Below are 24,462 nucleotides of genomic sequence, written 5' to 3'. Positions count from 1 at the left end.
TGATGACGGCTACTCGGGGGGAGCCATCGTGCTGAGAGGTTCCATGTCGGAACGACCCCTTTTACCTGATCAGGCTAGAACCTGCGTAGGAACGAGATAATGGTTGTTGACGACACATCTATCACGCCGAAAAACCAATCGGCCGATTTGACGCCCCCTCAGTCACGTGAAGGGGGTAAAAATATCAACACGACTTCCGCTCCCTCCCTTCATATTGGACTTGCGCGCATCGCCTTTCAAGGCCAATCCATTCTTGAAAACATTGATTTCACCCTCGCAGGCGGGGAAACGACCTGTTTACTGGGCCCTAGCGGTGTTGGAAAAACCAGCCTGCTTAAAAGTATTGCCGGATTTCTTCCAATTCAGGGGGACGGTCACATATCAGCCAGCGACAACAAGCCACTAAGGGGTCGGGTTGCCTATATGGGGCAAGATGACCTGCTTCTTCCCTGGGCCTCTATTTTGGACAATGTCATAATTTCAGATCGACTGAATGGGCAACGTCCGGATTTATCGCGCGCCCGCGAAATTCTCAAAGCTGTCGGTTTGGAAGATCATGGCCATGTCCTGCCCGATCAACTATCAGGAGGAATGCGTCAGCGCGTTGCGCTGGCCCGTACCCTGATGAATGATCATCCTATTGTTTTGGTGGACGAGCCTTTTTCTGCTTTGGATGCGATCACCCGTCACCGTTTACAGGCGCTTCTGGTCAAACTTCTAAAAGGCCGAACCGTTTTGATGATCACCCATGACCCGATGGAAGCCATTCGTGTGTCCCATCATATTTTTGTGCTTGCTGGCAATCCTGTTCTGCTGTCTCCGGTATTGCATATGGACGGCGCGCCACCGCGCTTGCCAACGACAGAAAAACAGCGAGAACGGTTAAATTTGATCCTGAGCATGCTGGGCCTGACCCAAGAGGATCAAATATGAGGATCACCCGAATTCTTGTAACCTTAGGCGGACTGTTAGGCATATGGAGCCTGATCGTCTGGGCAACGGATCTCCCCAAATTTATCTTGCCCACGCCCGTTCAGGTCTTTTTCAGTTTCGTAAACCGGTATGACATTATCTTTGAACATGCCCTCACCACAGCGACCGAGATCATTCTTAGTCTGATCATCGGAATTGGCCTGGGGATCATCTCTGCATTACTGATTTCAATGCACCGCCCGGCTCGCCAATGGATCATGCCGGTGTTAATCGCCAGTCAGGCGGTCCCGGTTTTCGCCATTGCCCCGTTGTTGGTGCTTTGGCTGGATTTCGGGATGTCATCCAAAATCGTTATGGCGACCCTTATTATTTACTTTCCGGTCACCGTCAATTTCCTGGATGGATTAAACCGTACGCCGCCAACCTGGATGGATCTATCGGACTTAATGCAGCAGTCCCAAAAATCCTTTCACTTTATGAAAATTTATCGGCAATACCGCTTCATTCGCGTCCCATTTGCCTTACCGGCCTTGGCATCTGGTATGCGCATTGCTACGGCTGTTGCGCCCATCGGCGCAGTTGTTGGTGAATGGGTTGGCTCGTCATCCGGGCTGGGATATCTAATGCTTCATGCAAATGGCCGGATGCAGACGGATCTTCTCTTTGCAAGTCTTTTCACCCTGACCTTGATGGCCATCAGCCTGTATTACCTCATGGATTACCTTTTACGCCACGCTTTGTCCTGGCAACCCGACAATTCTTAGACCCATAGACCTTGGAGCTTCCCTTATGAAATTTAGAATTTTACTGGTTTTACTGGCCCTTATGGTGCCGTTGAAAGCAGCAACAGCCAATGAAAAACTAACGGTCCTTCTGGACTGGTTTGTCAATCCGGATCACGCTCCGCTGATTATTGCCAAAGAAAAAGGTATTTTCGCGAAAAACGGTCTGGATGTGGAACTCATTGCCCCGGCAGACCCCAATGACCCACCGAAACTGGTAGCTGCCGGAAAAGCACCTCTTGCCATTTCCTATCAGCCACAACTGCATGTTCAAGTCGCAGAAGGCCTTCCTCTTAAAAGGATTGCGACCTTGGTTGCAACGCCACTGAACAGTCTTGTCGTTCTTGAAAAAGGACCGATTAAAAGCCTTGCTGACCTTAAAGGAAAGAAAGTCGGGTTTTCTGTTGGTGGTTTTGAAGATGCCCTCCTGAGTGCAATGCTCTCCAAACATGGCCTCTCCCTCTCTGACATCGAACTTATCAACGTCAATTTCAGTCTCTCCCCATCACTTCTGGCGGGGCAAGTGGATGCTGTGATTGGCGCCTTTCGGAATTTCGAACTGAACCAGATGGATATTGAAGGCCATCCGGGCAGAGCCTTTTATCCGGAAGAAGAAGGTGTTCCCGCGTATGATGAGTTAATCGTTGTTGCAAATTCTGGAAATCTGGACGATCCGCGGTTCAAGCCGTTTATTGCAAGTCTGGAAGAAGCCACGCAATATATCATCAATCATTCAGATGACGCGTGGAAACTGTTTATCAAAAACAACAAAGAGCTGGATGACGAGCTAAACCGCCGGGCATGGAGAGACACATTGCCGCGTTTCGCCCTGCGCCCCGCTGCATTGGACAGCAACCGGTATGATCGGTTTGCAAAATTCCTTGTGAAATCTGACCTGATCAAGAAAGCAGAGTCCGTGGACGCGTATGCTATAGAAATCAAATAAAGATCCTAGCATACTGAAAACAACGTCACGATATTGCGGTCGTCCACCTGAAAACGGTGGGCGGCCCATTTTTTTATGAGAGACGACCCCTATCGCAAACGAGCAGGAAGCTTAGGGCGAATTTACTTCGATCTGGGCAACTTGCGGCCCTTTATCACTATCGCCTGTTCGAATTTTAAGGCGCTGACCGGCCTGAATTGGCAAGGCCCCTTCGCGACGAAGGGTTTCCATGTGAATAAAAATATCCTGAGTACCTTCACCCTGAGTCAAAAAGCCATAGCCCTTAACCGGATCAAACCATTTCACTTCGGCTTCCACAAAGTCGCCGGTTGGCTCAATAGCAGGATGGTTCGTCACGTTGCTCGGCTCTGCCGGCCTTGGCTGAAATGGTACTGCGGTAGACGTATCGATATCCAGTATCTTAAGGGCCTGCAACCCTTTGTTTCTCCGCACAACCTCACAGCTTACCGTCACACCTTCAGCAACATACTCATGACCTGCTTCCCTTAAGCAGGAAAGATGTAGAAAAATGTCCCCAGGTTCATTCTCAGGTGTTAAAAAGCCAAATCCTTTTACGGTATTAAACCATTTAACACGCCCTTTTAATTCAAACGATTCTTCCTTGGGTTCCATTGGAGTAGAAACGTCTTCTTCGTTTCTTAGTGGTTCAACTTTTGCTGACATAGATTACTCCCGCCCTATTCACACACACCCAACAAGACGACGAGCTTAACATGACAACTCTCTAAAGTTCAACATTTGATTAACCCTAAACAAAGGTAAATCAGCGAAAAAATGACTTTTTAGTCATTAAAAGAGGGCGAAATTCCGACTTTCAGGATCCTTTTGTTCAATCGGCAACTAAATATCCACATTGTTCAGGCGTGTTTTTGGTATTTTTTAGAACGCCGCCTCTTGAATAGTACAGGACTACGTTTAGTTTATTATCAGAACAAAAAGGGGACCAACCGACCAGATATGGTGTTGTTGCAACAAACAGGGATCGTTTCGCGCCATTGCGCTTGCAGCCTTGACCGTCGCATGGCATACACGGTCACAAACGTACAATTCGAAACAAACAGGCGCCAAGCCTGACAGGGATAAGGAACATGTCTTGCAAATTATCAGCCTGATTTCAATTCTAATGGCTGTCTGGCTATTGTTGTCAGGGATCTACACACCGATGACAATTGGCTTCGGAATCGCGTCGTGTATTCTGGTTACGATTATTGCAAGACGGATGGATGTTCTGGATCGCGAAGGGCATCCTGTTCATTTAGGACCCCAGATTTTTTCCTATTGGGCATGGCTTTGGCTGGAAATCGTTAAAGCCAACATCGATGTTGCAAAATGCGTCCTGTTTCCGAAAAAATATCTGGACCCAAGCTTTTTCAGCAGCAAACTCACACAGAAAAGCGATTTGGCAAAAGTCATTTACGCAAACTCCATCACGTTGACCCCGGGAACGGTGACGGTCGATCTCCATGATGACACCGTTATGGTTCACGCCCTGACCAAAGGGACCGCGGATGGTGTTAAATCAGGTGACATGGATCGCCGGGTAACTCAATTGATGGGTGAAGAATGAGTATTTTTGTCGTAACTGCAATTGCCCTGCTAGCGAGCGTTGCCATGGCTCTCGCCCGTGCCATCATGGGCCCCACCTCTTACGATCGGATCCTTGCGGTCAACGCCATCGGCACCAAAACGGTCCTTTTGATCGCTGTCGTCGGGTTTATGAATGGACGGCCGGACTTTCTGGATCTGGCTCTTGTATATGCGCTCATGAATTTCATTGGTACGTTAGCTGTCCTTAAATATTTCAAATTTGGCACTTTGCGCGGAGGCCTGTCTGGCACTCCCAAGGGAGATCGCTGATGGAAATGATTGTGGAAATTGCAACCTGGGCTCTAATGCTCTCCGGATGCGTTCTTGTTCTTATGACCGGTCTGGGTCTAATTCGATTTCCTGATTTGTATACACGTATACATGCGGGCGGTATGGCAGACACTCTGGCAACGTTGCTCATCTTTTTAGGCCTGGCCCTGCAAAGCGGCCTTACTCTGGTCACTGTCAAATTGGGATTTATTGTCGTTTTCCTGTTCTTCACCAGTCCGACCGCCACGTACGCCTTGGCTCAGGCAGCATTTACAGCAGGATTAAAACCCAAACTGGACACAACTGTGTTGCCTTCAGATAAAAACGAGGCGTCGGAATGATGCAGGAGTTCACAGATATCTTTCTGATGCTGCTACTGGTGGCGAGTGCGCTGGCGGTTCTGTACGTGCGCAACCTATTTGTGGCGACGATGCTTCTGGGCGCCTTAAGTTTTATCATGGCCCTTCTTTTCGTCACGCTGGATGCCGTTGATGTGGCCTTTACCGAGGCGGCGGTTGGTGCCGGTATCAGTACAGTTTTGTATTTAGGGACATTGGCTCTTGTAGGATCACAGGAAAAAGTATCCCTCAAGAAAAGCGCGCTTCCCCTGTTCCTGTCGCTGGCGGTTGGCGGTGTTCTTGTCTATGCAACGCTGGATGACAGAATGCCGATTATTGGATCCGCTGAAACGCCTGTTCAAACAAGCAAACTTACGGATCGCTTTATCAACAAAAGCGGCCAGGAAATCGGCGTTCCAAATATTGTAACATCCGTTCTGGCAAGTTATCGCGGCTTTGATACCTTTGGTGAGGTAACGGTTGTTTTCACCGCAGGCATCGGCGTTTTGATTATTCTGGGTCAAAGACGCCGCCGCAAGGAAGACGAATTGGAAGACGGCTCGGATGCTGACACCGATGCTAAGACAGTCTCTGAAAGTGAACAAAATGAGGGTGACGGTGCTCAGGTTGAAGCAAAAGAACAGTTGGGCAGCCCGCACGATCTAGTGCCCCATGTTGTCTCTAAGCTGTTAATCCCATTTATTTTGATTTTCGCGTTATATGTCCAGTTTCATGGTGACTTTGGGCCGGGCGGTGGTTTTCAGGCCGGAGTCATGATGGCCGCCGGATTTATCCTGTACTCTCTTATTTTTGGCCTGCATCTGACAAAGAAGATCCTCTCGACACGCGCGGTCGAATATCTCATCGTTGCGGGTGTCCTGTTGTACGGAGGCGTTGGGGTTGTCAGTATGCTGAACGGCGGAAACTTCCTGGACTACAACGTCCTATCCTCTGATCCGGTTGCGGGGCAGCATCTGGGCATTCTATTAGTTGAGCTTGGCGTCGGCATTACAGTGACCGCGGCAATGCTGGCAATCTTTTATGGGTTTGCCGGTCGTGCCGAAGGTCGCGGTGAAGACGTGAATTAGGGGCGGCGGAATGTTATTTGAAAACTTCAATTACTGGATATTTGTGATCCTGTTTGTTATTGGCCTCTTTACGGTAATGAGCCGCACCAACCTGATCAAAAAAATGATCGGCCTTTCGCTCTTTCAAGTGTCGGTTTTCCTGTTTTACATCACAATGGGCAAGATTGATCTGGGAACAGCCCCGATCTTGATCGCTGACCGCCCTGACATCGTCTATTCTAACCCCTTGCCACATGTTCTGATCCTGACGGCCATTGTGGTTGGAGTTGCAACCACGGCACTTGGTTTGTCGCTTGTTGTCAGGATCAAAGAGACCTTCGGTACAATTGACGAGGACGAAATCCTCCTTCAGGAGGAAAAGCGTTAATATGACTGGTTTGATGTCCCATGCGCCCGTTCTGGCGATTATTATCCCGCTGCTCGGTGCGCCAGTATGCGCATTGATGCGCGGCACGACCTTCCCGTGGCTTCTGACCCTGATTTTAAGTGGGCTTTCCTTTTATGTAAGCTTTGATCTTTTGCTTCATGTGTCAGAGTTTGGACCTGTTTCCTATCATATTGGCGGATGGCCACCTCCTTGGGGCATCGAATATGTAGCGGATCCGCTTAGCGCGTTTGTCATGCTGATTATCAGTGGTATCAGTACTGGCGTCCTTCTATATGCAAAAGAGAGCATCGCATCAGAAGTCTCCAGTAAACATCTTGGTCTGTTTTTCGCAGCTTACCTGCTTGCCTTAACAGGAATGATGGGTATTACGGTAACAGGGGATGCCTTCAACATTTTCGTATTCCTCGAGATTACCTCCCTCTCCTCTTATGTTCTGATCGCAATGGGCGTTACGCATGATCGACGTGCCCTGACGGCCGCCTTTCAGTATTTGATTGTTGGTACCATTGGCGCGACCTTTGTTCTGATCGGTGTTGGCATGCTGTATTTAATGACCGGTACATTGAATATTGCCGAGATCACCGACCAGTTTGATACGATTGCCGATACCCGACCTGTGCGGGCGGCGGTTGGCTTTTTGATCATCGGTATCGCCATCAAGCTGGCGATGTTCCCGTTCCATATCTGGCTACCCAATGCTTATGCCTACGCGCCAAATATCGTAACTGCGTTTTTTGCAGGAACCGCAACCAAGGTGTCCGTCTATTTGCTGATCCGCTTTATTTTTACGATTTTTGGAGTGGATTTCAGTTTCGAGATTGTCAGTCTCTCTGAGTTGTTGATGCCGCTTGGGATTGCAGCTTTCCTCAGCATGTCAGTTGTGGCAGTTTTTCAAGACAACCTGAAGCGCCTGTTGGCCTATTCCAGTGTTGCCCAATTAGGATATATGACGGTTGCCATCGCGCTTGCCAGCGAGTCTGGTTTGACGGCCAGTATCCTTCATATTTTTAACCATGCCATTGTGAAAACAGGACTGTTTCTTGCGGTTGGCGCGATGTTCTTCCGGATGCAAAGTACGCAGATCAGCGACCTTGCCGGAATTGGGCAGCGGATGCCGCTAACCTCCATGGCCTTTGTTCTGGGAGGGCTTTCCCTGATCGGGGTCCCTCTTACTCCTGGCTTTATCAGTAAGTGGTATCTATTGCAGGCAGTCCTTGAGCGGGGTGATCTGTTGGGATACGCCCTTGCAATCAGCATGCTCATTTCATCCCTGCTGGCTGTCATATATATCTGGCGCGTAGTTGAACAGATGTATTTCAAACCCTCCCCCGAAGGTGCAGCCACAGGCGAAGCTCCCTGGACAATGCTTGTTCCGGTCTGGTTGTTTGTATTGGGTATGATTTATTTTGGAATTGAAACCAGTATGCCGGTTGGGTATGCCGAACAGGCGGCCAAATTCCTGATGGGAGGCCAGCCATGATTTACACTCTGGAAACCCATATCTTTGTCGCCCTGCTTATTCCCCTGATTGGGGGTGTTGGCGTTGCCTTATCTGATAAACTTCCGAACTTGCGTGATACGATCACATTAGCAACCGCCGGTGTTCTGTTTGCGAATATTATGGTCATCCTTCCGCATATTCTGGACGGCGCTCGACCGGAATTCGAACTGATCCAGTTCTTACCGGGTCTCGCACTGACGCTGAAGGTTGAACCGCTCGGCATGACATTTGCCGCCGTGGCATCCACGCTTTGGATTATCAATTCACTGTATTCCATTGGATATATGCGCGGTAATAATGAAGTAAAACAAACCCGGTTCTATGTTTGCTTTACCATTGCAATCGCCGCAACCATGGGGATTGCCTTTTCTGGCAACCTGCTCACATTATTTGTCTTTTATGAAGTTCTCAGCCTGTCAACCTATCCGTTGGTCACCCATAAAGGAAATGCAGCGGCTTTAAAAGGCGGACGCATTTATCTGGGTATCCTGCTGGGCACTTCCATTGGCCTCTTTTTGCCGGCCATTATCTGGACATGGACGCTGACGGGAACCACTGACTTTACCCTTGGCGGTATTCTTGAAGGCCATGTAAGCGCCGGAATTGCCGGCGTTCTGCTGTTCCTGTTCATGTATGGTATTGGCAAGGCGGCCCTGATGCCGATCCACCGCTGGTTACCGTCCGCCATGGTAGCGCCTACGCCGGTCAGTGCGCTGTTGCACGCCGTGGCCGTTGTTAAAGCTGGCGTTTTTTCGGTTCTAAAAGTGATTGTATATATCATTGGCATCGATTTCCTGACCGAAACCGGAACTGCCGAATGGCTCACTTGGATCGCCGCATACACCTTGATCGCCGCCTCTGTCGTTGCCTTGACAAAAGACAACCTGAAAGCCCGGCTTGCCTACTCTACCATCAGCCAATTGGCCTATATTGTCGTGGCGGCTTCACTGGCGACCCCTGCGGCTGTTGCGGGTGGTGCGTTGCAAATCGTGATGCATGCCTTTGGTAAAATCACTCTGTTTTTCTGTGCGGGCGCAATTTACACCGCAACCAAGAAAACCGAAATCAAGGATATGCGCGGATTGGGCCGTCAAATGCCCATCACTTTCCTTGCCTTTTTTATCGGCTCCCTCAGTATCATTGGCATTCCTCCGCTGGGCGGGAGTTGGAGCAAATTCTACATCATGCTGGGCGCTTATGAAGCGGATCAATTGATCATATTATTTGTGCTTCTTGTCAGCTCGCTGCTGAATATCGGATATTTGATGCCCATTGTCGTGAGAGGCTTTTTCTATTCTCCGTTGGGTCAAAAAGATCCCGTCGTGAAGATCGGCGAAGAGCGATCTTTCCTGTCTTGGGAAAATGTCAAGGAGGCCCCAATATTGTGTATGCTTCCCCCTGCATTGACTGCACTGGCCTGCATCGCCCTGTTCGTATTGATCGATCCCCTTTATCAGGCAATCTTGCCTATTCTGAAACCGTGAGGTCAAAGACATGACACATATTTCAGACAGACTTCTTTATGTTCTTTTTGGGTTGGCTGCCTTGATTGCCTTGCCTGACATTCTGGCATTGTTTGAGTTGTTTTATCACCCCCATCCCTATACGGAAATGGAAGAAATCCCCGTCTTTTATGGCTTATACTCCATGACGGTCTTCTTCCTGCTAATTGCGGTTGCCAAAGGGGTTCAAACCTTCCTCGCACGGAAGGAGGACTATTATGATTGACGGCCTTAATCCGGGACTGATCCTAATTCTGGGCGCGTTTATCGTGCCTTTCACGTCCAGTTTCATCCGTTATATCCTGCTTTTGGCCCTTCCTGTGCTTGGTCTTGCGCAAATGGTAAGTTTGGGCCTTGGTAGCTGGGGCGAAGTTGAAATTATGGGTATGAAACTGGTCATGACCCATATAGATCCACTTTCCCGGATTTTCGGGCTGATCTTTCATGTGGCCGCGTTTGCAGGCTTGCTCTATTCCCTGCATGTCAAAGACACTCAACAGCAGATGGCGACCCTGATATATGCAGGCTCGGCCATCGCGGCGGTCTTTGCTGGCGATCTGATTACCCTTTTCTCCTATTGGGAATTGACAGCAATTTCCAGTGTCTTTTTAATCTGGGCGAGCCGTACAGAGCGTTCTTATCACGCCGGTATCCGTTATCTGATTATCCAGGTTACATCCGGTGTTCTTCTACTGTGCGGCGTTGTTCTATATTTTGGCGAAACAGGAACGGTTGCGTTCACAGCCATGACCTTTGGCAGTGTCGCCAGTTGGTTCTTCCTGATTGCTTTTGGCATCAAGGCAGCCTTCCCGCTGCTACACAATTGGGTCCAGGACAGTTATCCTGAAGCCACCGTCACCGGAACAGTCATTCTATCCGCTTTCACCACCAAGCTTGCCATCTATGCCCTTGCGCGGGCTTTCCCGGGTGTGGATCTGCTGCTTTGGATCGGTGCGGTTATGGTCATTTTCCCGATCGTTCATGCAACGCTTGAAAATGATCTACGACGCACCCTGGCCTATTCCATGAACAGTCAGCAGGGCTTCATGGTTATCGGGATCGGGATCGGCAGCGAACTTGCCCTGAACGGTGTCGCCGCCCATGCTGTCATCAGTATCCTTTACACCTGCCTGTTATTCATGGCGACCGGTGCGGTTCTTTACCGGGCCGGAACGGCAAAAATCTCGGAATTGGGTGCGGTTTATAAATCCATGCCAATTACGACTTTCTTCGCCATATTAGGCGCCATGATCATAGTGGCCATGCCCCTAACGGGCGCCTTTGCATCCAAATCCCTGATTTTATCTGCGGCTTTGGACGGCAAACTGGTTCTGCTTTGGCTGGTCATGTTATTTGCTGCAATTGCCGTCATTGACAATGTCGGGATTAAAATTCCAGCTCTTGGCTTTTTTGGTAAAGACAACGGAACATCCCTGTCTGAAGCCCCCATGCATATGATCCTAGCGATGGCCATTTTGGGGGGCATCGCTATTGGCGCCGGACTGTTTCCGGAAAAATTCTTCAGCCTGCTGCCTTATGCAATCGAATATGAAGTATATACGGCAAGCCATGTTGTGACCCAGTTGCAAATGATCATTTTTGCTGTTCTGGGTTTTGCCTTGGCGCTTCGATTGGGGATATACCCGATTGTCGCAAATACCAGAAATCTGGACACCGACTGGTTCTATCGAAAACTGGGGAAACAGTTTTTCCTATGGCTGGGTAAAAACGTTGACATTGCGTGGAGTTGGATCCTTGAAATGGGAAAAAACATCGTCGCGTCTGTGATTACCTTTGCGCAACGAACCCATGGCAATGGCGCTATGCTTTCCCGGACAACATCTTCCGGTGTTGCAGTCTCTGTTATCCTGGCGATCTTCGGCTTTGTCGTCGTTGTCGCTTATCTGTAAGGCATGACCATGAAAGAACTGCTTCTGCCCCTGTTTCTGCTTTCTGTTGCAGCCTGTGCACCAAGTGATCGGATGATTGCCCCCTCTGGTGATACTGTCGCGAATGCCCGTGTTGCCCTAGAGAACGGAAAAATTGCAACCCGCTTACAGGATGCCGATTTTATTCTGATCGGGGAAAAGCACGATAATCCCGACCATCATAATGTGCAGTTAGCCTTACTACAGAAATTGCTCAAAAAAGGCGACGTGGTCGTTTTTGAAATGATCAATCAGGAACAGCAACCGGTCATCGATCGATTTATCGCGGGCGACCTGCCTTATTCTGCGTTGAAAGAAGCCTTGAATTGGGAAACTTCCGGCTGGCCCGACTGGGCATTTTATGGTCCTCTGTTTGAACAGGCTCAAAAAACCGGCGCCCGTATGGTCTATGGCAATTACCCCAAGTCTGAAATCCGCCAACAGATGGTTGCCCGCAAAGACGCTCTTAACAGTCTCGATCCTGCTAAAATGGCGCAATTAAATGCGGATATTAAAAGCAGCCATTGTGATTTGTTACCCGACGAAGCCCTGCAACCCATGAGCAATATCCAGATTGCGCGGGATAAACTGATGGCCCGCCAGTTGGCCGATAATATCAAGGGCACAACCGCTTTCCTGATTGCCGGAAATGGACATGTCCGAAAAGATCGAGGCGTTCCCTACTATCTATCGCAGCAAGCAAAAGACAAATCGATACAGGTTCTCGGCCTTATTGAAGACACGGATCAGGCAACGTTAAGTGATCCGTTTCCAGAATACGATCTGGTGTGGATCACAGATGCTACGCCTTATAAGGATCATTGCGCTGCACTGAAAAAGCGATTTGGTAAAAGCTAGGAAAGATCTGACGATTTAATCCGTTTTTTCGGAACCCAACGGGTGACAGACCTTCCATCGGCAGTAAAGCGAACTTCCTGTTTATCAGAAGGAACAGCATCCAGATTGGAATGTTTTACGCTATAGGGTGAACCATCTGGGAACTGACTGACACGGCTTTGACCTTTAAAGTTGGAAAGGCCACCCGGATACGCCGCTGCCATTTCGTCGATCAGAATTTCGGAATTCCGTCCGCGTTTGGTGGCAAGTTTGATTGCGCTATCCGATGCAAGTGCTGTGCGTAACTCTTCCTGATCGCTTTGACCATAGGCATCCCAAACGGCAATAAGGACCTCTTCCACATGATCCGCTGGTGCGACGGCCGCATCAACAGAAATTCCCTGTTCCAGAGCGAGAAAAAGATCTGGTTCGATGGGGCCTGCATCCGTCGCAAGAAAGGTCGCCGGCATCAATTTTGCCTGATTATGCTCACTGGCATATAGCGCCTGAGAAAGATAAAGAATTTGCATCAAAAAGGGAGGCTTGAGTGCAGTACCGGACTGCCCTCCTCTTTCACCAAGCCAGGCAACAATATCAAATGTTGATCGGATCGCTGGACGCATCACTGTTTCCTTTTTAGAAAAAACCCGACCTTACCATAGTTTCTAATGGTTAATTGCCCCTTAACAGGATAAGCCGCCCGTTCGATGCCGGATGATAAAAATAACATTTTTGAACGATCAGTTAGTTGTACCTCTTGCAGAGTATGCCAGTCATGGTTAAGGTTAAAGAAATCGAAATCCAGTCATTAATCCAGATTATCAAAATTGAGGTATCCGCATGGAAATGAGCGGCGAAGAACTGATCAACGCCCCCAGAACAGTTGTATGGGACGCTTTGAATGATCCGGAAATCTTGCGTCAAGCCATTCCTGGCTGTGAAGAAGTTGTAAAAGATGGCGATACATCTTTCGCCGCGAAAGTAAAAGTGAAGGTCGGACCGGTAAAGGCAACCTTTAAAGGACAGGTCACACTCAGCAACATGGATGCCCCCAATGGGTACACCATTACAGGCGAAGGAAAAGGGGGCGCTGCGGGCTTTGGCAAAGGCGGTGCTGATATCAAATTGACGGAAACCGATGGCGGAACCTTACTTTCCTATGACGTTCGTGCATCTGTTGGCGGTAAAATGGCGCAAATCGGATCACGACTTATTGACAGCACGGCAAAGAAACTGGCTGGCGAGTTTTTTGCAAAATTCAATGAATTGGTGAGCCAGCCTGCCGAAGCGGAAGCCCCACTGCTTGAAGATGCCCCGGTACAGGAGCCGGACACCGCTGCTCAGACCTCTGTTCCGCAATCTGATGGCGCGATATCTCAGGATCAATCCGCCCCGATGTCAGCGTCCGATACATCTGACAAACCGGGATGGATGAAGCCATCTTTTCTGATCCCGGCGGCAATCGCTATCGTTGCCGTTATCTACTTTTTGACGAAAGCATAACGTCAGGGCGCGCTCACAATCACAGATTATTCATGCTTCTTTTCTTGACCAAACAGACAAAGAATATGAAACTTAAAAAATCGATCGTGGTCACCGGATAAAAAATCGGTCTACGACAGGAAATGACCCAAAAAATTGGGCCGAAAATTTGAGCTAGGGAGGAGATTCAAATGACAACCGTTACAATGACGGTGAACGGCAAGAATGTAACAGCGGACGTCGATCCGAACACACTTCTTGTACAATTCATCCGGGAAAATCTAAGACTGACAGGAACCCATGTTGGGTGTGATACCAGCCAATGTGGTGCCTGTACAGTCCATGTTGATGGTAGCAGCGTAAAGTCCTGCACCATGCTGGCCGTACAAGCCGAAGGCGCAGACGTCACAACAATCGAAGGGCTTGCCAATGGCGATAATCTTCACCCTATGCAAGAAGCCTTTAAGGAAAACCATGGATTGCAATGTGGTTTTTGCACACCGGGAATGATTATGAGCGCCGTTGACCTGGTCAATCGGAACCCGAACCCAAGCGAAGAGACAATCCGTGAGGAACTGGAAGGCAACATTTGTCGCTGTACCGGTTACCACAACATTGTCAAATCTGTAAAAGCAGCTTCGGAGAATATGGGAGGGTGATCAATGTCAGTCGAAAATGGAATAGGCGTATCCGTTAAAAGAAAAGAAGACCAACGGTTTATCACCGGTAACGGCAACTACCTTGACGATATTAACAAAGCTGGGCAAGCCTACGGATATTTCCTGCGCTCACCCCATGCATTTGCAAGAATTAAAAATATCGATCTGTCCGAAGCGAAATCTGCGCCGGGCGTTGTTGATATATTTGTTGGTGCCGATATGGCAGCCGACGGTGTTGGTGGCCTGATTTGTGGCTGGGGCATCAATAACAAAGACGGCAGCCCGCATGCTGCCCCTCCTCACCCATGTCTGGCAGTTGATACAGTTAAACATGTTGGCGATCAGGTGGCCTTTGTTGTTGCAGAGACAGTTGAGCAGGCAAAGAACGCTGCTGAACTGATTGATGTTGATTACGAAGAATTGCAACCTGTTACAGACATTCAAAAAGCACTCGCCGCGGGTGCGCCGCAAATTCATGAAGAAGCACCCAACAATCAGTGTTATGACTGGGAAATTGGAGATAAAGATGCTGTAGAGGCCGCATTTGCCAACGCCGCTCACATCACGAAAATGGACCTGATCAATAACCGATTGGCCCCCAACCCAATGGAACCCAGAGCCGCACTTGGCGAATTTGACAGGGGAACGGGCGAATATACCCTATACACCACCAGTCAAAATCCACATGTCGCCCGCCTGATCCTGTCGGCATTTGTCGCGATTGCGCCTGAAAATAAACTTCGGGTAATTGCCCCGGATGTTGGTGGCGGTTTCGGCAGCAAGATTTTTGTTTATGCGGAAGAAACAACAACCATCTGGGCCTCAAAGAAAGTAGGGCGCCCGATCAAATGGACCTCTGATCGCTCAGAAGCCTTTTTGACCGACGCCCATGGCCGTGATCATGCGACACACGCTGAAATGGCGTTTGACAATGATGGCCATATTTTAGGGTTCCGGGTCGCAACGAAAGCCAATATGGGCGCTTATCTATCCACATTTGCCTCTGCGGTTCCAACCTACCTGTATGCCACCCTGCTGAACGGTCAGTATAAGATGCCTTGCATCTATGCAGAGGTTCAGGCTGGTTTTACAAATACCACCCCTGTTGATGCCTACCGTGGGGCGGGCCGTCCTGAAGCCACATATGTGGTTGAACGGATGATGGAACGCGCTGCCCGTGATCTGAATATGGATCCGACGGAACTGCGGATGAAAAACTTCATTCAGCCGGATGCCTATCCGTATGAAACGCCTGTCATCATGACCTATGACTCAGGTGATTATCCGCTGACAATGAACACCGCCAAAGACATGATTGACTATTCTGGCTTTGAAGCCCGTAAAGCGAAGTCTGCGGCAAACGGCAAGCTTCGGGGCATCGGTTCAGCGGCTTATATCGAAGCATGTGGTATTGCACCGTCTGCTGCGGTTGGTTCACTGGGTGCAGGCGTTGGCCTTTGGGAAAGCGCGGAAGTCCGTTTTAACCCAACAGGTTCTGTTACAGTCTTCACAGGAAGTCATAGCCACGGGCAAGGTCATGAAACGACCTTTGCACAGCTGATCGCCGAAAAACTTGGTGTGCCTTTTGAAAGTGTTGAAGTTGTTCACGGTGACACAACAAAAGTACCGTTTGGTATGGGAACCTATGGATCCCGCTCACTCGCCGTTGGCGGTTCTGCGATTGTGAAAGCGGCTGATAAGATTGTCGACAAAGCGAAGAAAATTGCAGCGCATCTGATGGAAGCGTCTGCGGATGACATCGAACATGAGCATGGTGTCTTTTCAATCGCAGGAACGGACAAGCAATTGACAATTGGTGAAATTGCATTCGCAGCCTACGTTCCGCATAACTATCCTGAAGATCTTGAGCCCGGTTTGGCGGAAAATGCATTTTACGATCCGTTGAACTTCACTTTCCCCGCAGGCACTCATATCGCCGAAGTTGAAATTGATCCAAATACAGGGGTCGTTGACGTCGTCGACTGGGCCGCTGCGGATGACTTCGGAAACATCATCAACCCGATGATCGTTGAAGGTCAGGTTCATGGTGGTGTTGCTCAGGGTATTGGTCAGGCATTGCTGGAAGGCGTTGTTTATGACGAGGACAACGGTCAGCTGTTGACCGGATCCTACATGGATTATTGCATGCCACGGGCCGACGACTTGCCTAATTTCAAGGTTGAAGCCACCAACACCCCCTGCCCTAGTAATCCACTAGGCGTTAAAGGGTGCGGCGAAGCCGGTGCTATTGCAGCGCCAGCAGCCTTGATGAACGCGATTACCAACGCCCTTGGTAAAGAAATAGACATGCCGGCGACACCAGAAAAAGTCTGGCGCGCCGCACAAAACGCCTGAGAAGGGAGATAGATTATGTATTCATTCGATTATGAACGCCCTTCGGGGATTAACGATGCCGCTGGGATGACAGGTGAGGATGATAAATTCCTCGCAGGCGGGCAATCTTTGCTGCCCACTCTTAAACTACGCCTGGCACAGGTAGACAAACTTGTCGATCTTGGCGGAATTTCTGAGCTGAAAGGGATTTCAGCAAATGGCGGCGAAGTATCAATTGGTGCCATGGTAACCCATGCCGAAGTTGCAACCTCTGCCGATGTTAAAAATGCAATTCCAGCCCTTGCTGATCTGGCGTCCAGAATTGGCGACGCGCAGGTTCGCAACCGCGGTACAATTGGTGGATCCATTGCAAATAATGATCCAGCTGCTGATTATCCATCAGCGTTGGTCGCATTAGGCGCAACGGTTCATACCAACAAGCGGTCCATTGATGCCGAGGCCTTCTTTGTCGATCTGTTTGAAACCGCGTTGGAAGAAAACGAGATCGTGACCAAAGTAACTTTCCCAACTCCGGAAAAAGCGGCCTACGCCAAATTTCCAAACCCGGCGTCACGGTTTGCGCTTGTTGGTGTTTTTGTCGCCAAGACAGCGTCCGGTAGCCGTGTTGCTGTCACTGGTGCAGGCCCATCTGTCTTCCGCCAAAGTGATATGGAAGCCGCGCTTGATGGGAATTTCAGTGGCAGTGCCGTGTCTGGCATTAAAACAGACCCATCTGGTTTGAACTCTGACATCCATGCCTCAGCGGAGTATCGGTCAAACCTGATATCCGTCATGGCAGCGCGCGCAGTAGACGCTGCGTCCTAAGACACGGGATCTCAATTTGAAAGGGGAAGTTCGCTTCCCCTTTTCCTGTGCCTGGTGTTGACGGGGTGACACCACCGGCCGACAAGACGATCCTGAAATTTTCAGTCAAAGGATACCGTAAAGAATTATGCCCACGCCGCTTCCAAACTCTATCGATGCCGTCCACGATTTGCTTAAAAATGCGAATTATGTTGCTGATCGCAGCCTTGCTACGGTTCTGTTCCTGTCTTTGAAAATGGGGCGTCCCCTTTTCTTGGAAGGGGAAGCCGGTGTTGGCAAAACAGAAATCGCCAAGGTTCTGGCTGAACAGCTGAACAGACCGCTAATCCGGCTGCAATGTTATGAAGGACTGGATGTCTCCTCTGCTGTTTATGAATGGAATTACGCGCGCCAGATGATTGAAATTCGACTGGCCGAAGCAACAGATACAGCAGAAAAAGACAAGCTGGCCAATGATCTGTTCTCAGAAAAATTTCTGATCAAACGCCCGCTGTTAAATGCTTTAGAAAATACTGGGTCCGGTGCGCCAGTTTTATTAATTGATGAACTGGACCGCACTGACGAACCATTTGAAGCATATCTTTTGGAGGTATTGTCTGATTTTCAGGTAACAATCCCGGAAATGGGCACCATCAAGGCCGATGAGGCCCCCATCGTTATCGTAACGTCGAATAGAACCCGGGAAATTCATGATGCCTTAAAACGCCGCTGTTTGTATCACTGGGTAGATTATCCTGATGCTGAACGCGAAAAAGAAATTCTGGCTCGCAAACTTCCGGGGGCCGATGCCCGGCTTTCAGAACAGATTGTCGCCTTTGTCCAGAAACTTCGCCAGGATCCGGGCTTATTTAAACTTCCCGGAATTGCAGAAAGTCTTGATTGGACAAATGCCCTGACCGAACTGAACGTTATGTCTCTGGATCCCGATGTCATTAATGACACGCTGGGCGTTCTCTTGAAATACCAGGATGATATCGCCCGTGTGCAAGGCAGTGAAGCGGCCAGCATCATCGATCAGATCAATAGCGAGATGGAACAGAAAGGTGCCTGACCAGATCGTTCTAACGATCCCCGGCATGCCGAAAAAACGGCAGCAATGCGCATCATTTTACGCTGTCCGCGATGAATTTTTGAAATCGGTTGATCCAGCCTCTTTGGGCTCAAAAATGCCGGGGTTTTGGAGAAACAATAACAAAAGAATACGCGCTCAGTTCTTGCGCAACAGTACGGACATTCATCAGCCAAACACAACACATAGTGATTGCGGTCATTTCCAGAATGCTTCATTAACCGCCAGAATAAATACCATATGACAGAGAACAGCTTCGCAGAACACGGTACCTTTGCCGAGAATATCCTACATTTCGCCCGTACTTTGCGGCGAGCGGGTATTCCTGTTGGACCCGGCCGTGTGATTGAAGCCATTAAAGCGGTGGAATGCGCCGGACTTGAACGACGCGATGATTTTTACTGGACGCTGCATTCCGTATTCGTAAACCGTCATGATCAGTGGCCCCTATTTGATCAGGCTTTTCATATCTTTTGGCGCAATCCGGACATCCTGAAAAAGATGATGGATATGATGCTGCCAACCACCTATCTGGACAAAGTGAAAGGCGATGAAGACGAAATTTCCAAACGCCTGTCACAGGCCCTTGCCCCATCAGAAGCCCCTGATAGCGCAACAGAGGATCAGGGCGAGGAAATCGAGATCAATGCCGAACTTACCACCTCAGATAATGAACTGTTGCAGGAAAAAGACTTCGAAAGCATGAGCGTGGAAGAACTGGAGCAGGCAAAAAGGGCTCTTCAGAAACTCCGACTGCCTATTCGGGAAGTAAAAACAAGGCGGCTCAAACCAAACCAGAGAAATGGCAAGGTCGATATGCGGCGGACCCTCCGGGCGTCTCAGCGTTCTGGCGGTGACATTATTCCTTTGCGGTTCAAATCGCCTGCCCGGCGTCATCCTCCGCTTATTATTCTTTGCGATATTTCGGGCTCGATGACCCAGTATAGCCGGATGCTTCTGCATTTTATGCATGCGCTGACCAACGATCGCGATCGCGTTCATACCTTTGTATTTGGGACCCGTCTTACCAATATTACTCGATACATGCGCTACCGGGACGTGGATGAAGCCTTGGACGCCGTCAGCGAACGGGTCGAAGACTGGTCCGGAGGAACCCGGATTGGGGCGACAATTGCCGAATTTAACAAATTCTGGTCCCGCCGCGTCTTAGGTCAGGGAGCAGTAGTCCTGTTCATTTCTGACGGACTGGACCGGGATACCGGCGATGATTTGGGGATACAAATGGAGCGTCTTCATAAATCCTGTCGGCAATTGATCTGGCTAAACCCTTTGCTGCGATATGACGGGTTTGAACCAAAAGCAAAAGGGATTAAAATGATCCTGCCCCACGTGGATATCTTCAGAACGGTTCATAATCTGCAAAGTTTAGCAGACCTTGCGGAGATATTATCCGCCCCTGAAAGCCCTCAATCCGCCAATGAAAGGTATGGAACATGAACACACAACTGGACTTGGCCGACAAAGACGATGTTATTCAAGCGGCGTTAAACTGGAAAACAGAAGGGAAAAATGTTGCCCTTGCGACCGTCATTCAAACTTGGGGATCCGCACCGCGCCCAATGGGCAGTCAATTGGCAATCGACCAGGTTGGTAATATGGTTGGATCCGTCAGCGGTGGGTGTGTTGAAGGGGCCGTGATACAGGAAGCCCTCGCTCTTATGGAATCCGGGGGATCAAAGACGCTTGAATTTGGTGTTTCCAATGATGAAGCCTGGGAAGTCGGACTTGCCTGCGGCGGGAAAATCCGGATCTTTGTTGAGACCCTAAATTAAGAGCAAGACACATGGACATCACATTACTTCAGGATCTTCAGCAAGCCAGACAGAAAAAACAGCAGGTTGTTCTGGCAACCACATTATCCACGGGGAAAAGCCAGCTTCTGCATCCGTTTGATACGGCGGAAAACAGTGTTTTACTGACCGAGGCCCGCACGGCCCTCCGAAATGATAAACCACGGGAAGTCGAGACCGAGGACGGCCCTGTCTTCCTAAATATTTTTAATCCTCCGCTTAGGCTCTTCATTGTTGGTGCCGTTCATATTGCTCAAAAACTAGCCCCAATGGCCGCCGCCGCGGCATATGATGTCACCGTCATTGACCCGCGCCGCAGTTTTGGATCTGATTTTCGATTTCCCGAGATAAAACTGGACGACCGCTGGCCTGATGAAGCGTTAGCTGAGCTACGTCCAGACCGCCGCTCTGCCATCGTAACCCTCACCCATGATGCAAAACTTGATGACCCGGCTTTGGAAAGCGCGTTATCGTCTGATGTCTTTTACATCGGCGCTTTAGGTAGCACTCGAACAAATGCCAAACGCCAGGAAAGATTGACCAAAAAAGGATTTACTGACGATCATTTAGCACGCATTCATGGTCCCGTTGGGTTGGATATCGGGGCCCAGTCTCCCGCTGAAATTGCGATTTCTATCATGGCTGAAATGACAGCCTGTCTTCGCGGAAAACCAACCAAATGATCTTTGCACGCTTACCCCTTTCAAGCGCCGATGGGGCGATCCTTGCCCATGCCGTTGATTTGGGACCAGAAGGCATGCTCAAAAAAGGTCACTTTCTAGACCAGAAAACGCTTAAACAAATCGCATCAGCCGGCCATGAAACGGTGCTTGCAGCGAAGCTTGAACCTGGTGACATTATTGAAGACGAGGCCGCGGAAATTCTGGCCGGTCATTTCACAGGCCAAAATGTGCGTGCCAAACCGCCTTTTACTGGCAGAAGCAATCTGTATGCACAAACAGCCGGTATTGTTCGCATCAATCGAACCCTGCTAAACAAGGTCAACCGGATTGATCCTTCCATCACCGTTGCCACCGTCAAGGATTATGACAAAGTGGATGCGGGCCAAATGCTGGCGACCATAAAAATAATACCCTTTTCGGCACGGACAGAAGCCATCAATCAGGCAACCGAGTTTGCCGAACTGGAGGACGCGCGCCTGCTTACGGTCCACCCGTTCCTAACCCGGAAAATCGGGGTTATCTCGACCCGCTTGAAAGGGACAACCGACAAACTGATCGCAAAGTCTGAAAAGGTTTTAGAGGCCCGTCTGTTAGCCTGTAACAATCGAATTTCGGAACGTCTGGAATGTGACCATCATGAAGATGTCCTTGCTGAAGCCATCGTCAGCCTGAAAGACAAAGGATGTGATCTGATCATGATTTTCGGGGCCTCCGCGATCACTGATACCCGGGATATCATTCCTACGGCCATTACAAAAACCAACGGACAGATTGACCATTTCGGTATGCCTGTCGACCCGGGAAACCTTTTGCTGCTGGGACAGTCAGAGGGCTGCCAGATTATAGGACTGCCCGGATGCAGTCGATCGCCCAAGCTAAATGGGTTCGACTGGGTTATGGAACGCCTTCTTGCCGGCCTTTCTGTTACAGCCGACGATATTATGGGAATGGGTGAAGGCGGATTATTAAAAGAAATTGCCAGCCGCCCGCAACCTCGTGCGGGAAAGCGATCGAGTACTCAAATGAAAAAAACGAAAATTGCAGTCCTTCTTCTCGCGGCCGGACAATCCAGACGCATGGGGAAAAACAACAAATTGCTGGCCTTGATAGACGGTAAGCCCATGATCCGACATGTGGCAGAGCAGGCATTGGCCAGCAAGGCAGACCACGTCCTGATGGTCACTGGCCATGAAGCGGATAGCGTTCTGAAAAGTGTCTGGGATATTAATATCCCAAGCGTTCATAATCCAGATTTTGCAGACGGATTGTCCACATCCCTCAAACTGGGTTTTCAAATTTTATCCGAAAACTACGACGGTGTTCTTGTTTGTCTTGGGGATATGCCCTTTGTTTCGTTTGAAATTCTGAACCAGCTGATCGATCAGTTTGATCCTGAAGAAGGACGCGCCATCGTTATTCCAACAGTTTCAGGAAAACGGGGGAACCCAGTCCTGATTTCAAGCCAATATGCAGATGAAATTTCTTTAATTTCCGGGGATATGGGCGCTAAAGCCTTGATTAATGACAATGAAAGTCAGGTCCATACGGTGGAAATTGATAGTCCTAGTATTTTCGCTGATATCGATACACCGGAAATTCTACTAAACCTTGCGGCCCTGAAGAAGTGAGTAAATTGTGATTGAAGAACTCTACCAAAAAAACCTGATGCGACTGGCTGCGAATGCCCATGGTGCCGGCACGCTTGAGCATCCGGACGCTGAAAGTACCGTGGACAACCCAACATGTGGCGACCGAATAACCATTCAGGTCAAGCTTGAAGATGGCCGTATTACCGAGCTTGCCCATGAAAACCGGGCCTGTATGCTGTGTCAGGCATCTGCATCGTTACTCTCGGAAAATGCTATTGGCTTAAGCCTTTCAGATGTCCAAAAAATTCGGGCCGAAGTCACGGCATTGTTGTCAGGTGAGACAACGGAAAATGATCTGACGTGGGAAAAACTTGCGTATTTTGAACCGGTCAAAGATCATAAAAGCCGCCACATATGTGTCATGTTACCGTTGAATGCGTTGGAAAAAATCCTATCTGACACAGAAAAGAAAGGTACGTGATGCATAGAACAGTCATAAAACGCGGCAATCTGCCTGACATCCCATCCCCCTGCACGGGTGTCTGTTCAATGGATATGTCCAACGAGTATTGTGTTGGCTGCTTTCGAACACGGTTGGAAATTGGGGGCTGGATCCATCTGTCCAATGAAGAAAAACTCGCCATTATAAAAACCTTGCGCGCCCGGCGGAAAGCCCATCAAGACTAAAAATTGTTTTGTTCCAATAAATTTCCCGATTTCGCCACATTTTGGGCATGTTTTGTCCCTATCGTTTAACAATCCGATGACCGGATCAATTGTTCAACGAGGACAAGATCATGTATCTGAAAACATTGACGACCCTGACTTTATGTTTTCTTGCTGTCCTGTTCGTTGTCATGGTGCAAACAGTACCGAATGCGACAAGTTTTCAGGTAGCAAATCACGAGCCTTCTCTTATTAAGGTTATTTGCACACAGAATGAACGCCCGCTCGCGTCACCCCTAAAACATATTTGACGGTCTGAATAACAGAACCGCGCGCCTCTCCAATTAGGATAGTTGGGGATGATTCGTGTGTGCCGCAACGTGTCCCCGTGATTAACAAGCAGCGTCAATATACCGATCTTCATTGCTTTTTTCTGGCAAGTTTTATCATCCATCTGCTGCCAAACACTAAAAAAGCAAATATTCACATATAAAAAACAACAACAACCACCGCTTCGTGATGCGTGTCACAGACAGATTTTAATCAGATCGTAATGCTGCGACCATTATATCAGTCCGACATATGGATCCGTTAGGCGCATTTATGGATCAAGGCCCAATTTCATGTCGAAAATTTATTGTGTGTAGTGATATTCGATGAATGTAAAAACCCTGTGCTTGGGCATTCTTACACTTGAGGATGCGTCAGGCTACGAAATCAAAAAATCTTTTGAGAGTCGTTTCAGTCAAGTATTTGATGCTGGTTTTAGTTCAATCTATCCGGCATTACAGCAACTGACGAAAGACGGTCTTGTCTCCTGCCGGGAAGAGACACAAGACAAACGGCCCAATAAAAAGGTCTATTCCATCACACCCGAAGGACGAAAAGCCTTTCTTGACGAGCTAAAGACCGACCCGGCACCCGATAAATTCAGGTCAGAAGCGCTTACAAAGTTAATGTTCGCTGATTTGTTGCCGACAAGCTGCGTTTCTACTCTTATCGATACAATTTTGCTGTCATATGAGAAGTATATAGAAGACATATCCGCAGGGTGTGATAAGACACGCCCGCATTCAGAACAATTCTTATGCGGTTTTGGATTAACGATCCGAAAAGCCGCTATTCAGTATTTACACGACAACAGGCATCTTTTGGAAGATGACGCAGTTAGACAACAAAAGGCTGCAGAGTAAAAAGATGTGCCGTTCAACACAGGTAAAGGG

General features: G+C 49.0%; 28 protein-coding genes and 1 riboswitch. Of the genes, 26 read left to right on the top strand and 2 right to left on the bottom strand.

What is annotated here, in order from left to right; all coding sequences use genetic code 11:
- Positions 1–6: 6 nt before the first annotated feature.
- Positions 7–109, top strand: a riboswitch (TPP riboswitch).
- The 3 genes from ACJAYR_RS06975 to ACJAYR_RS06965 all read left to right on the top strand — a co-directional run bounded on the left by ACJAYR_RS06975 (position 100) and on the right by ACJAYR_RS06965 (position 2,661).
- Positions 100–933, top strand: a complete 834-nt coding sequence (locus tag ACJAYR_RS06975) for an ABC transporter ATP-binding protein (RefSeq protein ID WP_415235924.1) — start codon at positions 100–102, stop codon at positions 931–933. (Overlaps the previous riboswitch by 10 nt.)
- Entirely contained in the window at positions 930–1,697 is a 768-nt protein-coding gene (locus tag ACJAYR_RS06970; protein ID WP_415235923.1) for an ABC transporter permease, read from the top strand. Before ACJAYR_RS06975 ends, ACJAYR_RS06970 begins: the two co-directional genes overlap by 4 nt.
- 25 nt (positions 1,698–1,722) lie before the next feature.
- Positions 1,723–2,661: an ABC transporter substrate-binding protein gene (locus ACJAYR_RS06965; RefSeq protein WP_415235922.1), complete on the top strand. Its 939-nt coding sequence runs from the start codon at positions 1,723–1,725 to the stop codon at positions 2,659–2,661.
- A 111-nt stretch (positions 2,662–2,772) separates the two neighbouring features.
- Here ACJAYR_RS06965 and ACJAYR_RS06960 read toward each other — a convergent pair whose 3' ends face one another.
- Positions 2,773–3,345: a cold-shock protein gene (locus tag ACJAYR_RS06960; RefSeq protein WP_415235921.1), complete on the bottom strand. Its 573-nt coding sequence runs from the start codon at positions 3,343–3,345 to the stop codon at positions 2,773–2,775.
- A 430-nt stretch (positions 3,346–3,775) separates the two neighbouring features.
- Here ACJAYR_RS06960 and ACJAYR_RS06955 point away from each other — a divergent pair, with 430 nt between their 5' ends.
- Genes ACJAYR_RS06955 through ACJAYR_RS06910 form a run of 10 tightly spaced genes read left to right on the top strand, consistent with a single transcriptional unit; the run spans position 3,776 to position 12,142 of the window.
- Complete coding sequence (locus ACJAYR_RS06955; RefSeq protein ID WP_415235920.1) at positions 3,776–4,249, top strand: Na+/H+ antiporter subunit E; 474 nt, start codon at positions 3,776–3,778, stop codon at positions 4,247–4,249.
- Positions 4,246–4,539, top strand: a complete 294-nt coding sequence (locus ACJAYR_RS06950) for a monovalent cation/H+ antiporter complex subunit F (RefSeq protein ID WP_415235919.1) — start codon at positions 4,246–4,248, stop codon at positions 4,537–4,539. Before ACJAYR_RS06955 ends, ACJAYR_RS06950 begins: the two co-directional genes overlap by 4 nt.
- Positions 4,539–4,880, top strand: a complete 342-nt coding sequence (gene mnhG / locus ACJAYR_RS06945; RefSeq protein ID WP_415235918.1) for a monovalent cation/H(+) antiporter subunit G — start codon at positions 4,539–4,541, stop codon at positions 4,878–4,880. Before ACJAYR_RS06950 ends, mnhG begins: the two co-directional genes overlap by 1 nt.
- Complete coding sequence (locus ACJAYR_RS06940) at positions 4,877–5,965, top strand: Na(+)/H(+) antiporter subunit B (protein WP_415235917.1); 1,089 nt, start codon at positions 4,877–4,879, stop codon at positions 5,963–5,965. Before mnhG ends, ACJAYR_RS06940 begins: the two co-directional genes overlap by 4 nt.
- A 10-nt stretch (positions 5,966–5,975) precedes the next feature.
- Positions 5,976–6,332: a cation:proton antiporter subunit C gene (locus ACJAYR_RS06935; protein WP_169545330.1), complete on the top strand. Its 357-nt coding sequence runs from the start codon at positions 5,976–5,978 to the stop codon at positions 6,330–6,332.
- Between the two features lies 1 nt (position 6,333).
- Entirely contained in the window at positions 6,334–7,833 is a 1,500-nt protein-coding gene (locus ACJAYR_RS06930) for a monovalent cation/H+ antiporter subunit D family protein (protein WP_415235916.1), read from the top strand.
- Positions 7,830–9,338, top strand: coding sequence for a proton-conducting transporter membrane subunit (locus ACJAYR_RS06925; RefSeq protein ID WP_415235915.1), 1,509 nt, complete (start codon positions 7,830–7,832; stop codon positions 9,336–9,338). Before ACJAYR_RS06930 ends, ACJAYR_RS06925 begins: the two co-directional genes overlap by 4 nt.
- 10 nt (positions 9,339–9,348) lie before the next feature.
- Positions 9,349–9,582 carry a hypothetical protein gene (locus tag ACJAYR_RS06920; RefSeq protein WP_415235914.1) on the top strand — a complete coding sequence of 78 codons (234 nt, stop codon included), beginning with the start codon at positions 9,349–9,351 and terminating at the stop codon, positions 9,580–9,582.
- The gene (locus tag ACJAYR_RS06915) at positions 9,575–11,266 is read left to right on the top strand and encodes a Na(+)/H(+) antiporter subunit D (RefSeq protein WP_415235913.1); all 1,692 of its coding nucleotides are present in this window, start codon (positions 9,575–9,577) and stop codon (positions 11,264–11,266) included. Before ACJAYR_RS06920 ends, ACJAYR_RS06915 begins: the two co-directional genes overlap by 8 nt.
- A gap of 9 nt (positions 11,267–11,275) precedes the next feature.
- Complete coding sequence (locus ACJAYR_RS06910) at positions 11,276–12,142, top strand: ChaN family lipoprotein (RefSeq protein WP_415235912.1); 867 nt, start codon at positions 11,276–11,278, stop codon at positions 12,140–12,142.
- On the opposite strand, the gene ACJAYR_RS06905 is transcribed toward ACJAYR_RS06910, so the two are convergent.
- A complete protein-coding gene (locus ACJAYR_RS06905; protein WP_169545325.1) occupies positions 12,139–12,744 on the bottom strand; it encodes a hypothetical protein in 606 nt (201 codons plus the stop codon). The genes ACJAYR_RS06910 and ACJAYR_RS06905 overlap by 4 nt on opposite strands.
- A 223-nt stretch (positions 12,745–12,967) precedes the next feature.
- Here ACJAYR_RS06905 and ACJAYR_RS06900 point away from each other — a divergent pair, with 223 nt between their 5' ends.
- The 13 genes from ACJAYR_RS06900 (at position 12,968) to ACJAYR_RS06840 (ending at position 24,432) form a co-directional block, all read left to right on the top strand.
- Complete coding sequence (locus ACJAYR_RS06900; protein ID WP_415235911.1) at positions 12,968–13,624, top strand: SRPBCC family protein; 657 nt, start codon at positions 12,968–12,970, stop codon at positions 13,622–13,624.
- 170 nt (positions 13,625–13,794) lie between these two features.
- Entirely contained in the window at positions 13,795–14,262 is a 468-nt protein-coding gene (locus tag ACJAYR_RS06895) for a (2Fe-2S)-binding protein (protein ID WP_267177817.1), read from the top strand.
- A gap of 3 nt (positions 14,263–14,265) precedes the next feature.
- Positions 14,266–16,617, top strand: a complete 2,352-nt coding sequence (locus ACJAYR_RS06890; protein WP_415235910.1) for a xanthine dehydrogenase family protein molybdopterin-binding subunit — start codon at positions 14,266–14,268, stop codon at positions 16,615–16,617.
- A gap of 15 nt (positions 16,618–16,632) precedes the next feature.
- A complete protein-coding gene (locus ACJAYR_RS06885; protein ID WP_415235909.1) occupies positions 16,633–17,421 on the top strand; it encodes an FAD binding domain-containing protein in 789 nt (262 codons plus the stop codon).
- A 127-nt stretch (positions 17,422–17,548) separates the two neighbouring features.
- On the top strand, positions 17,549–18,472 hold the full coding sequence (locus tag ACJAYR_RS06880) for an AAA family ATPase (RefSeq protein ID WP_415235908.1): 924 nt from the start codon (positions 17,549–17,551) through the stop codon (positions 18,470–18,472).
- Between the two features lie 258 nt (positions 18,473–18,730).
- Entirely contained in the window at positions 18,731–19,948 is a 1,218-nt protein-coding gene (locus ACJAYR_RS06875; protein WP_415235907.1) for a vWA domain-containing protein, read from the top strand.
- A complete protein-coding gene (locus ACJAYR_RS06870) occupies positions 19,945–20,283 on the top strand; it encodes an XdhC family protein (protein WP_415235906.1) in 339 nt (112 codons plus the stop codon). The genes ACJAYR_RS06875 and ACJAYR_RS06870 overlap by 4 nt, the downstream gene beginning before the upstream one ends.
- A gap of 11 nt (positions 20,284–20,294) precedes the next feature.
- Positions 20,295–20,984 (top strand): XdhC family protein, encoded by a 690-nt coding sequence (locus ACJAYR_RS06865; protein ID WP_415235905.1) that lies wholly within the window; start codon positions 20,295–20,297, stop codon positions 20,982–20,984.
- Complete coding sequence (locus tag ACJAYR_RS06860; RefSeq protein WP_415235904.1) at positions 20,981–22,612, top strand: NTP transferase domain-containing protein; 1,632 nt, start codon at positions 20,981–20,983, stop codon at positions 22,610–22,612. The genes ACJAYR_RS06865 and ACJAYR_RS06860 overlap by 4 nt, the downstream gene beginning before the upstream one ends.
- 7 nt (positions 22,613–22,619) lie before the next feature.
- The gene (locus ACJAYR_RS06855) at positions 22,620–23,054 is read left to right on the top strand and encodes an iron-sulfur cluster assembly scaffold protein (RefSeq protein ID WP_415235903.1); all 435 of its coding nucleotides are present in this window, start codon (positions 22,620–22,622) and stop codon (positions 23,052–23,054) included.
- Positions 23,054–23,260 carry a DUF1289 domain-containing protein gene (locus ACJAYR_RS06850; RefSeq protein WP_415235990.1) on the top strand — a complete coding sequence of 69 codons (207 nt, stop codon included), beginning with the start codon at positions 23,054–23,056 and terminating at the stop codon, positions 23,258–23,260. Before ACJAYR_RS06855 ends, ACJAYR_RS06850 begins: the two co-directional genes overlap by 1 nt.
- 110 nt (positions 23,261–23,370) lie before the next feature.
- Complete coding sequence (locus ACJAYR_RS06845) at positions 23,371–23,550, top strand: hypothetical protein (protein ID WP_415235902.1); 180 nt, start codon at positions 23,371–23,373, stop codon at positions 23,548–23,550.
- Positions 23,551–23,895: 345 nt separating this feature from the next.
- A complete protein-coding gene (locus ACJAYR_RS06840; RefSeq protein ID WP_415235901.1) occupies positions 23,896–24,432 on the top strand; it encodes a PadR family transcriptional regulator in 537 nt (178 codons plus the stop codon).
- Positions 24,433–24,462: the final 30 nt, after the last annotated feature.

Source organism: Sneathiella sp., from assembly GCF_047631475.1.
In the GTDB taxonomy this organism is placed as follows: domain Bacteria; phylum Pseudomonadota; class Alphaproteobacteria; order Sneathiellales; family Sneathiellaceae; genus Sneathiella.
Note: the sequence above shows the minus strand (reverse complement) of the source record. Positions and strands in the feature narration are given on the sequence as shown.

Excerpts from the sequence above, each read along its gene's own strand:
- ACJAYR_RS06975 (WP_415235924.1), top strand. The coding sequence starts at position 100 with ATGGTTGTTGACGACACATCTATCACGCCGAAAAACCAATCGGCCGAT.
- ACJAYR_RS06970 (WP_415235923.1), top strand. The coding sequence starts at position 930 with ATGAGGATCACCCGAATTCTTGTAACCTTAGGCGGACTGTTAGGCATA.
- ACJAYR_RS06965 (WP_415235922.1), top strand. The coding sequence starts at position 1,723 with ATGAAATTTAGAATTTTACTGGTTTTACTGGCCCTTATGGTGCCGTTG.
- ACJAYR_RS06960 (WP_415235921.1), bottom strand. The coding sequence starts at position 3,345 with ATGTCAGCAAAAGTTGAACCACTAAGAAACGAAGAAGACGTTTCTACT.
- ACJAYR_RS06950 (WP_415235919.1), top strand. The coding sequence starts at position 4,246 with ATGAGTATTTTTGTCGTAACTGCAATTGCCCTGCTAGCGAGCGTTGCC.
- mnhG (WP_415235918.1), top strand. The coding sequence starts at position 4,539 with ATGGAAATGATTGTGGAAATTGCAACCTGGGCTCTAATGCTCTCCGGA.
- ACJAYR_RS06940 (WP_415235917.1), top strand. The coding sequence starts at position 4,877 with ATGATGCAGGAGTTCACAGATATCTTTCTGATGCTGCTACTGGTGGCG.
- ACJAYR_RS06935 (WP_169545330.1), top strand. The coding sequence starts at position 5,976 with ATGTTATTTGAAAACTTCAATTACTGGATATTTGTGATCCTGTTTGTT.
- ACJAYR_RS06930 (WP_415235916.1), top strand. The coding sequence starts at position 6,334 with ATGACTGGTTTGATGTCCCATGCGCCCGTTCTGGCGATTATTATCCCG.
- ACJAYR_RS06925 (WP_415235915.1), top strand. The coding sequence starts at position 7,830 with ATGATTTACACTCTGGAAACCCATATCTTTGTCGCCCTGCTTATTCCC.
- ACJAYR_RS06920 (WP_415235914.1), top strand. The coding sequence starts at position 9,349 with ATGACACATATTTCAGACAGACTTCTTTATGTTCTTTTTGGGTTGGCT.
- ACJAYR_RS06915 (WP_415235913.1), top strand. The coding sequence starts at position 9,575 with ATGATTGACGGCCTTAATCCGGGACTGATCCTAATTCTGGGCGCGTTT.
- ACJAYR_RS06910 (WP_415235912.1), top strand. The coding sequence starts at position 11,276 with ATGAAAGAACTGCTTCTGCCCCTGTTTCTGCTTTCTGTTGCAGCCTGT.
- ACJAYR_RS06905 (WP_169545325.1), bottom strand. The coding sequence starts at position 12,744 with ATGCGTCCAGCGATCCGATCAACATTTGATATTGTTGCCTGGCTTGGT.
- ACJAYR_RS06900 (WP_415235911.1), top strand. The coding sequence starts at position 12,968 with ATGAGCGGCGAAGAACTGATCAACGCCCCCAGAACAGTTGTATGGGAC.
- ACJAYR_RS06895 (WP_267177817.1), top strand. The coding sequence starts at position 13,795 with ATGACAACCGTTACAATGACGGTGAACGGCAAGAATGTAACAGCGGAC.
- ACJAYR_RS06890 (WP_415235910.1), top strand. The coding sequence starts at position 14,266 with ATGTCAGTCGAAAATGGAATAGGCGTATCCGTTAAAAGAAAAGAAGAC.
- ACJAYR_RS06885 (WP_415235909.1), top strand. The coding sequence starts at position 16,633 with ATGTATTCATTCGATTATGAACGCCCTTCGGGGATTAACGATGCCGCT.
- ACJAYR_RS06880 (WP_415235908.1), top strand. The coding sequence starts at position 17,549 with ATGCCCACGCCGCTTCCAAACTCTATCGATGCCGTCCACGATTTGCTT.
- ACJAYR_RS06875 (WP_415235907.1), top strand. The coding sequence starts at position 18,731 with ATGACAGAGAACAGCTTCGCAGAACACGGTACCTTTGCCGAGAATATC.
- ACJAYR_RS06870 (WP_415235906.1), top strand. The coding sequence starts at position 19,945 with ATGAACACACAACTGGACTTGGCCGACAAAGACGATGTTATTCAAGCG.
- ACJAYR_RS06865 (WP_415235905.1), top strand. The coding sequence starts at position 20,295 with ATGGACATCACATTACTTCAGGATCTTCAGCAAGCCAGACAGAAAAAA.
- ACJAYR_RS06860 (WP_415235904.1), top strand. The coding sequence starts at position 20,981 with ATGATCTTTGCACGCTTACCCCTTTCAAGCGCCGATGGGGCGATCCTT.
- ACJAYR_RS06850 (WP_415235990.1), top strand. The coding sequence starts at position 23,054 with ATGCATAGAACAGTCATAAAACGCGGCAATCTGCCTGACATCCCATCC.
- ACJAYR_RS06845 (WP_415235902.1), top strand. The coding sequence starts at position 23,371 with ATGTATCTGAAAACATTGACGACCCTGACTTTATGTTTTCTTGCTGTC.
- ACJAYR_RS06840 (WP_415235901.1), top strand. The coding sequence starts at position 23,896 with ATGAATGTAAAAACCCTGTGCTTGGGCATTCTTACACTTGAGGATGCG.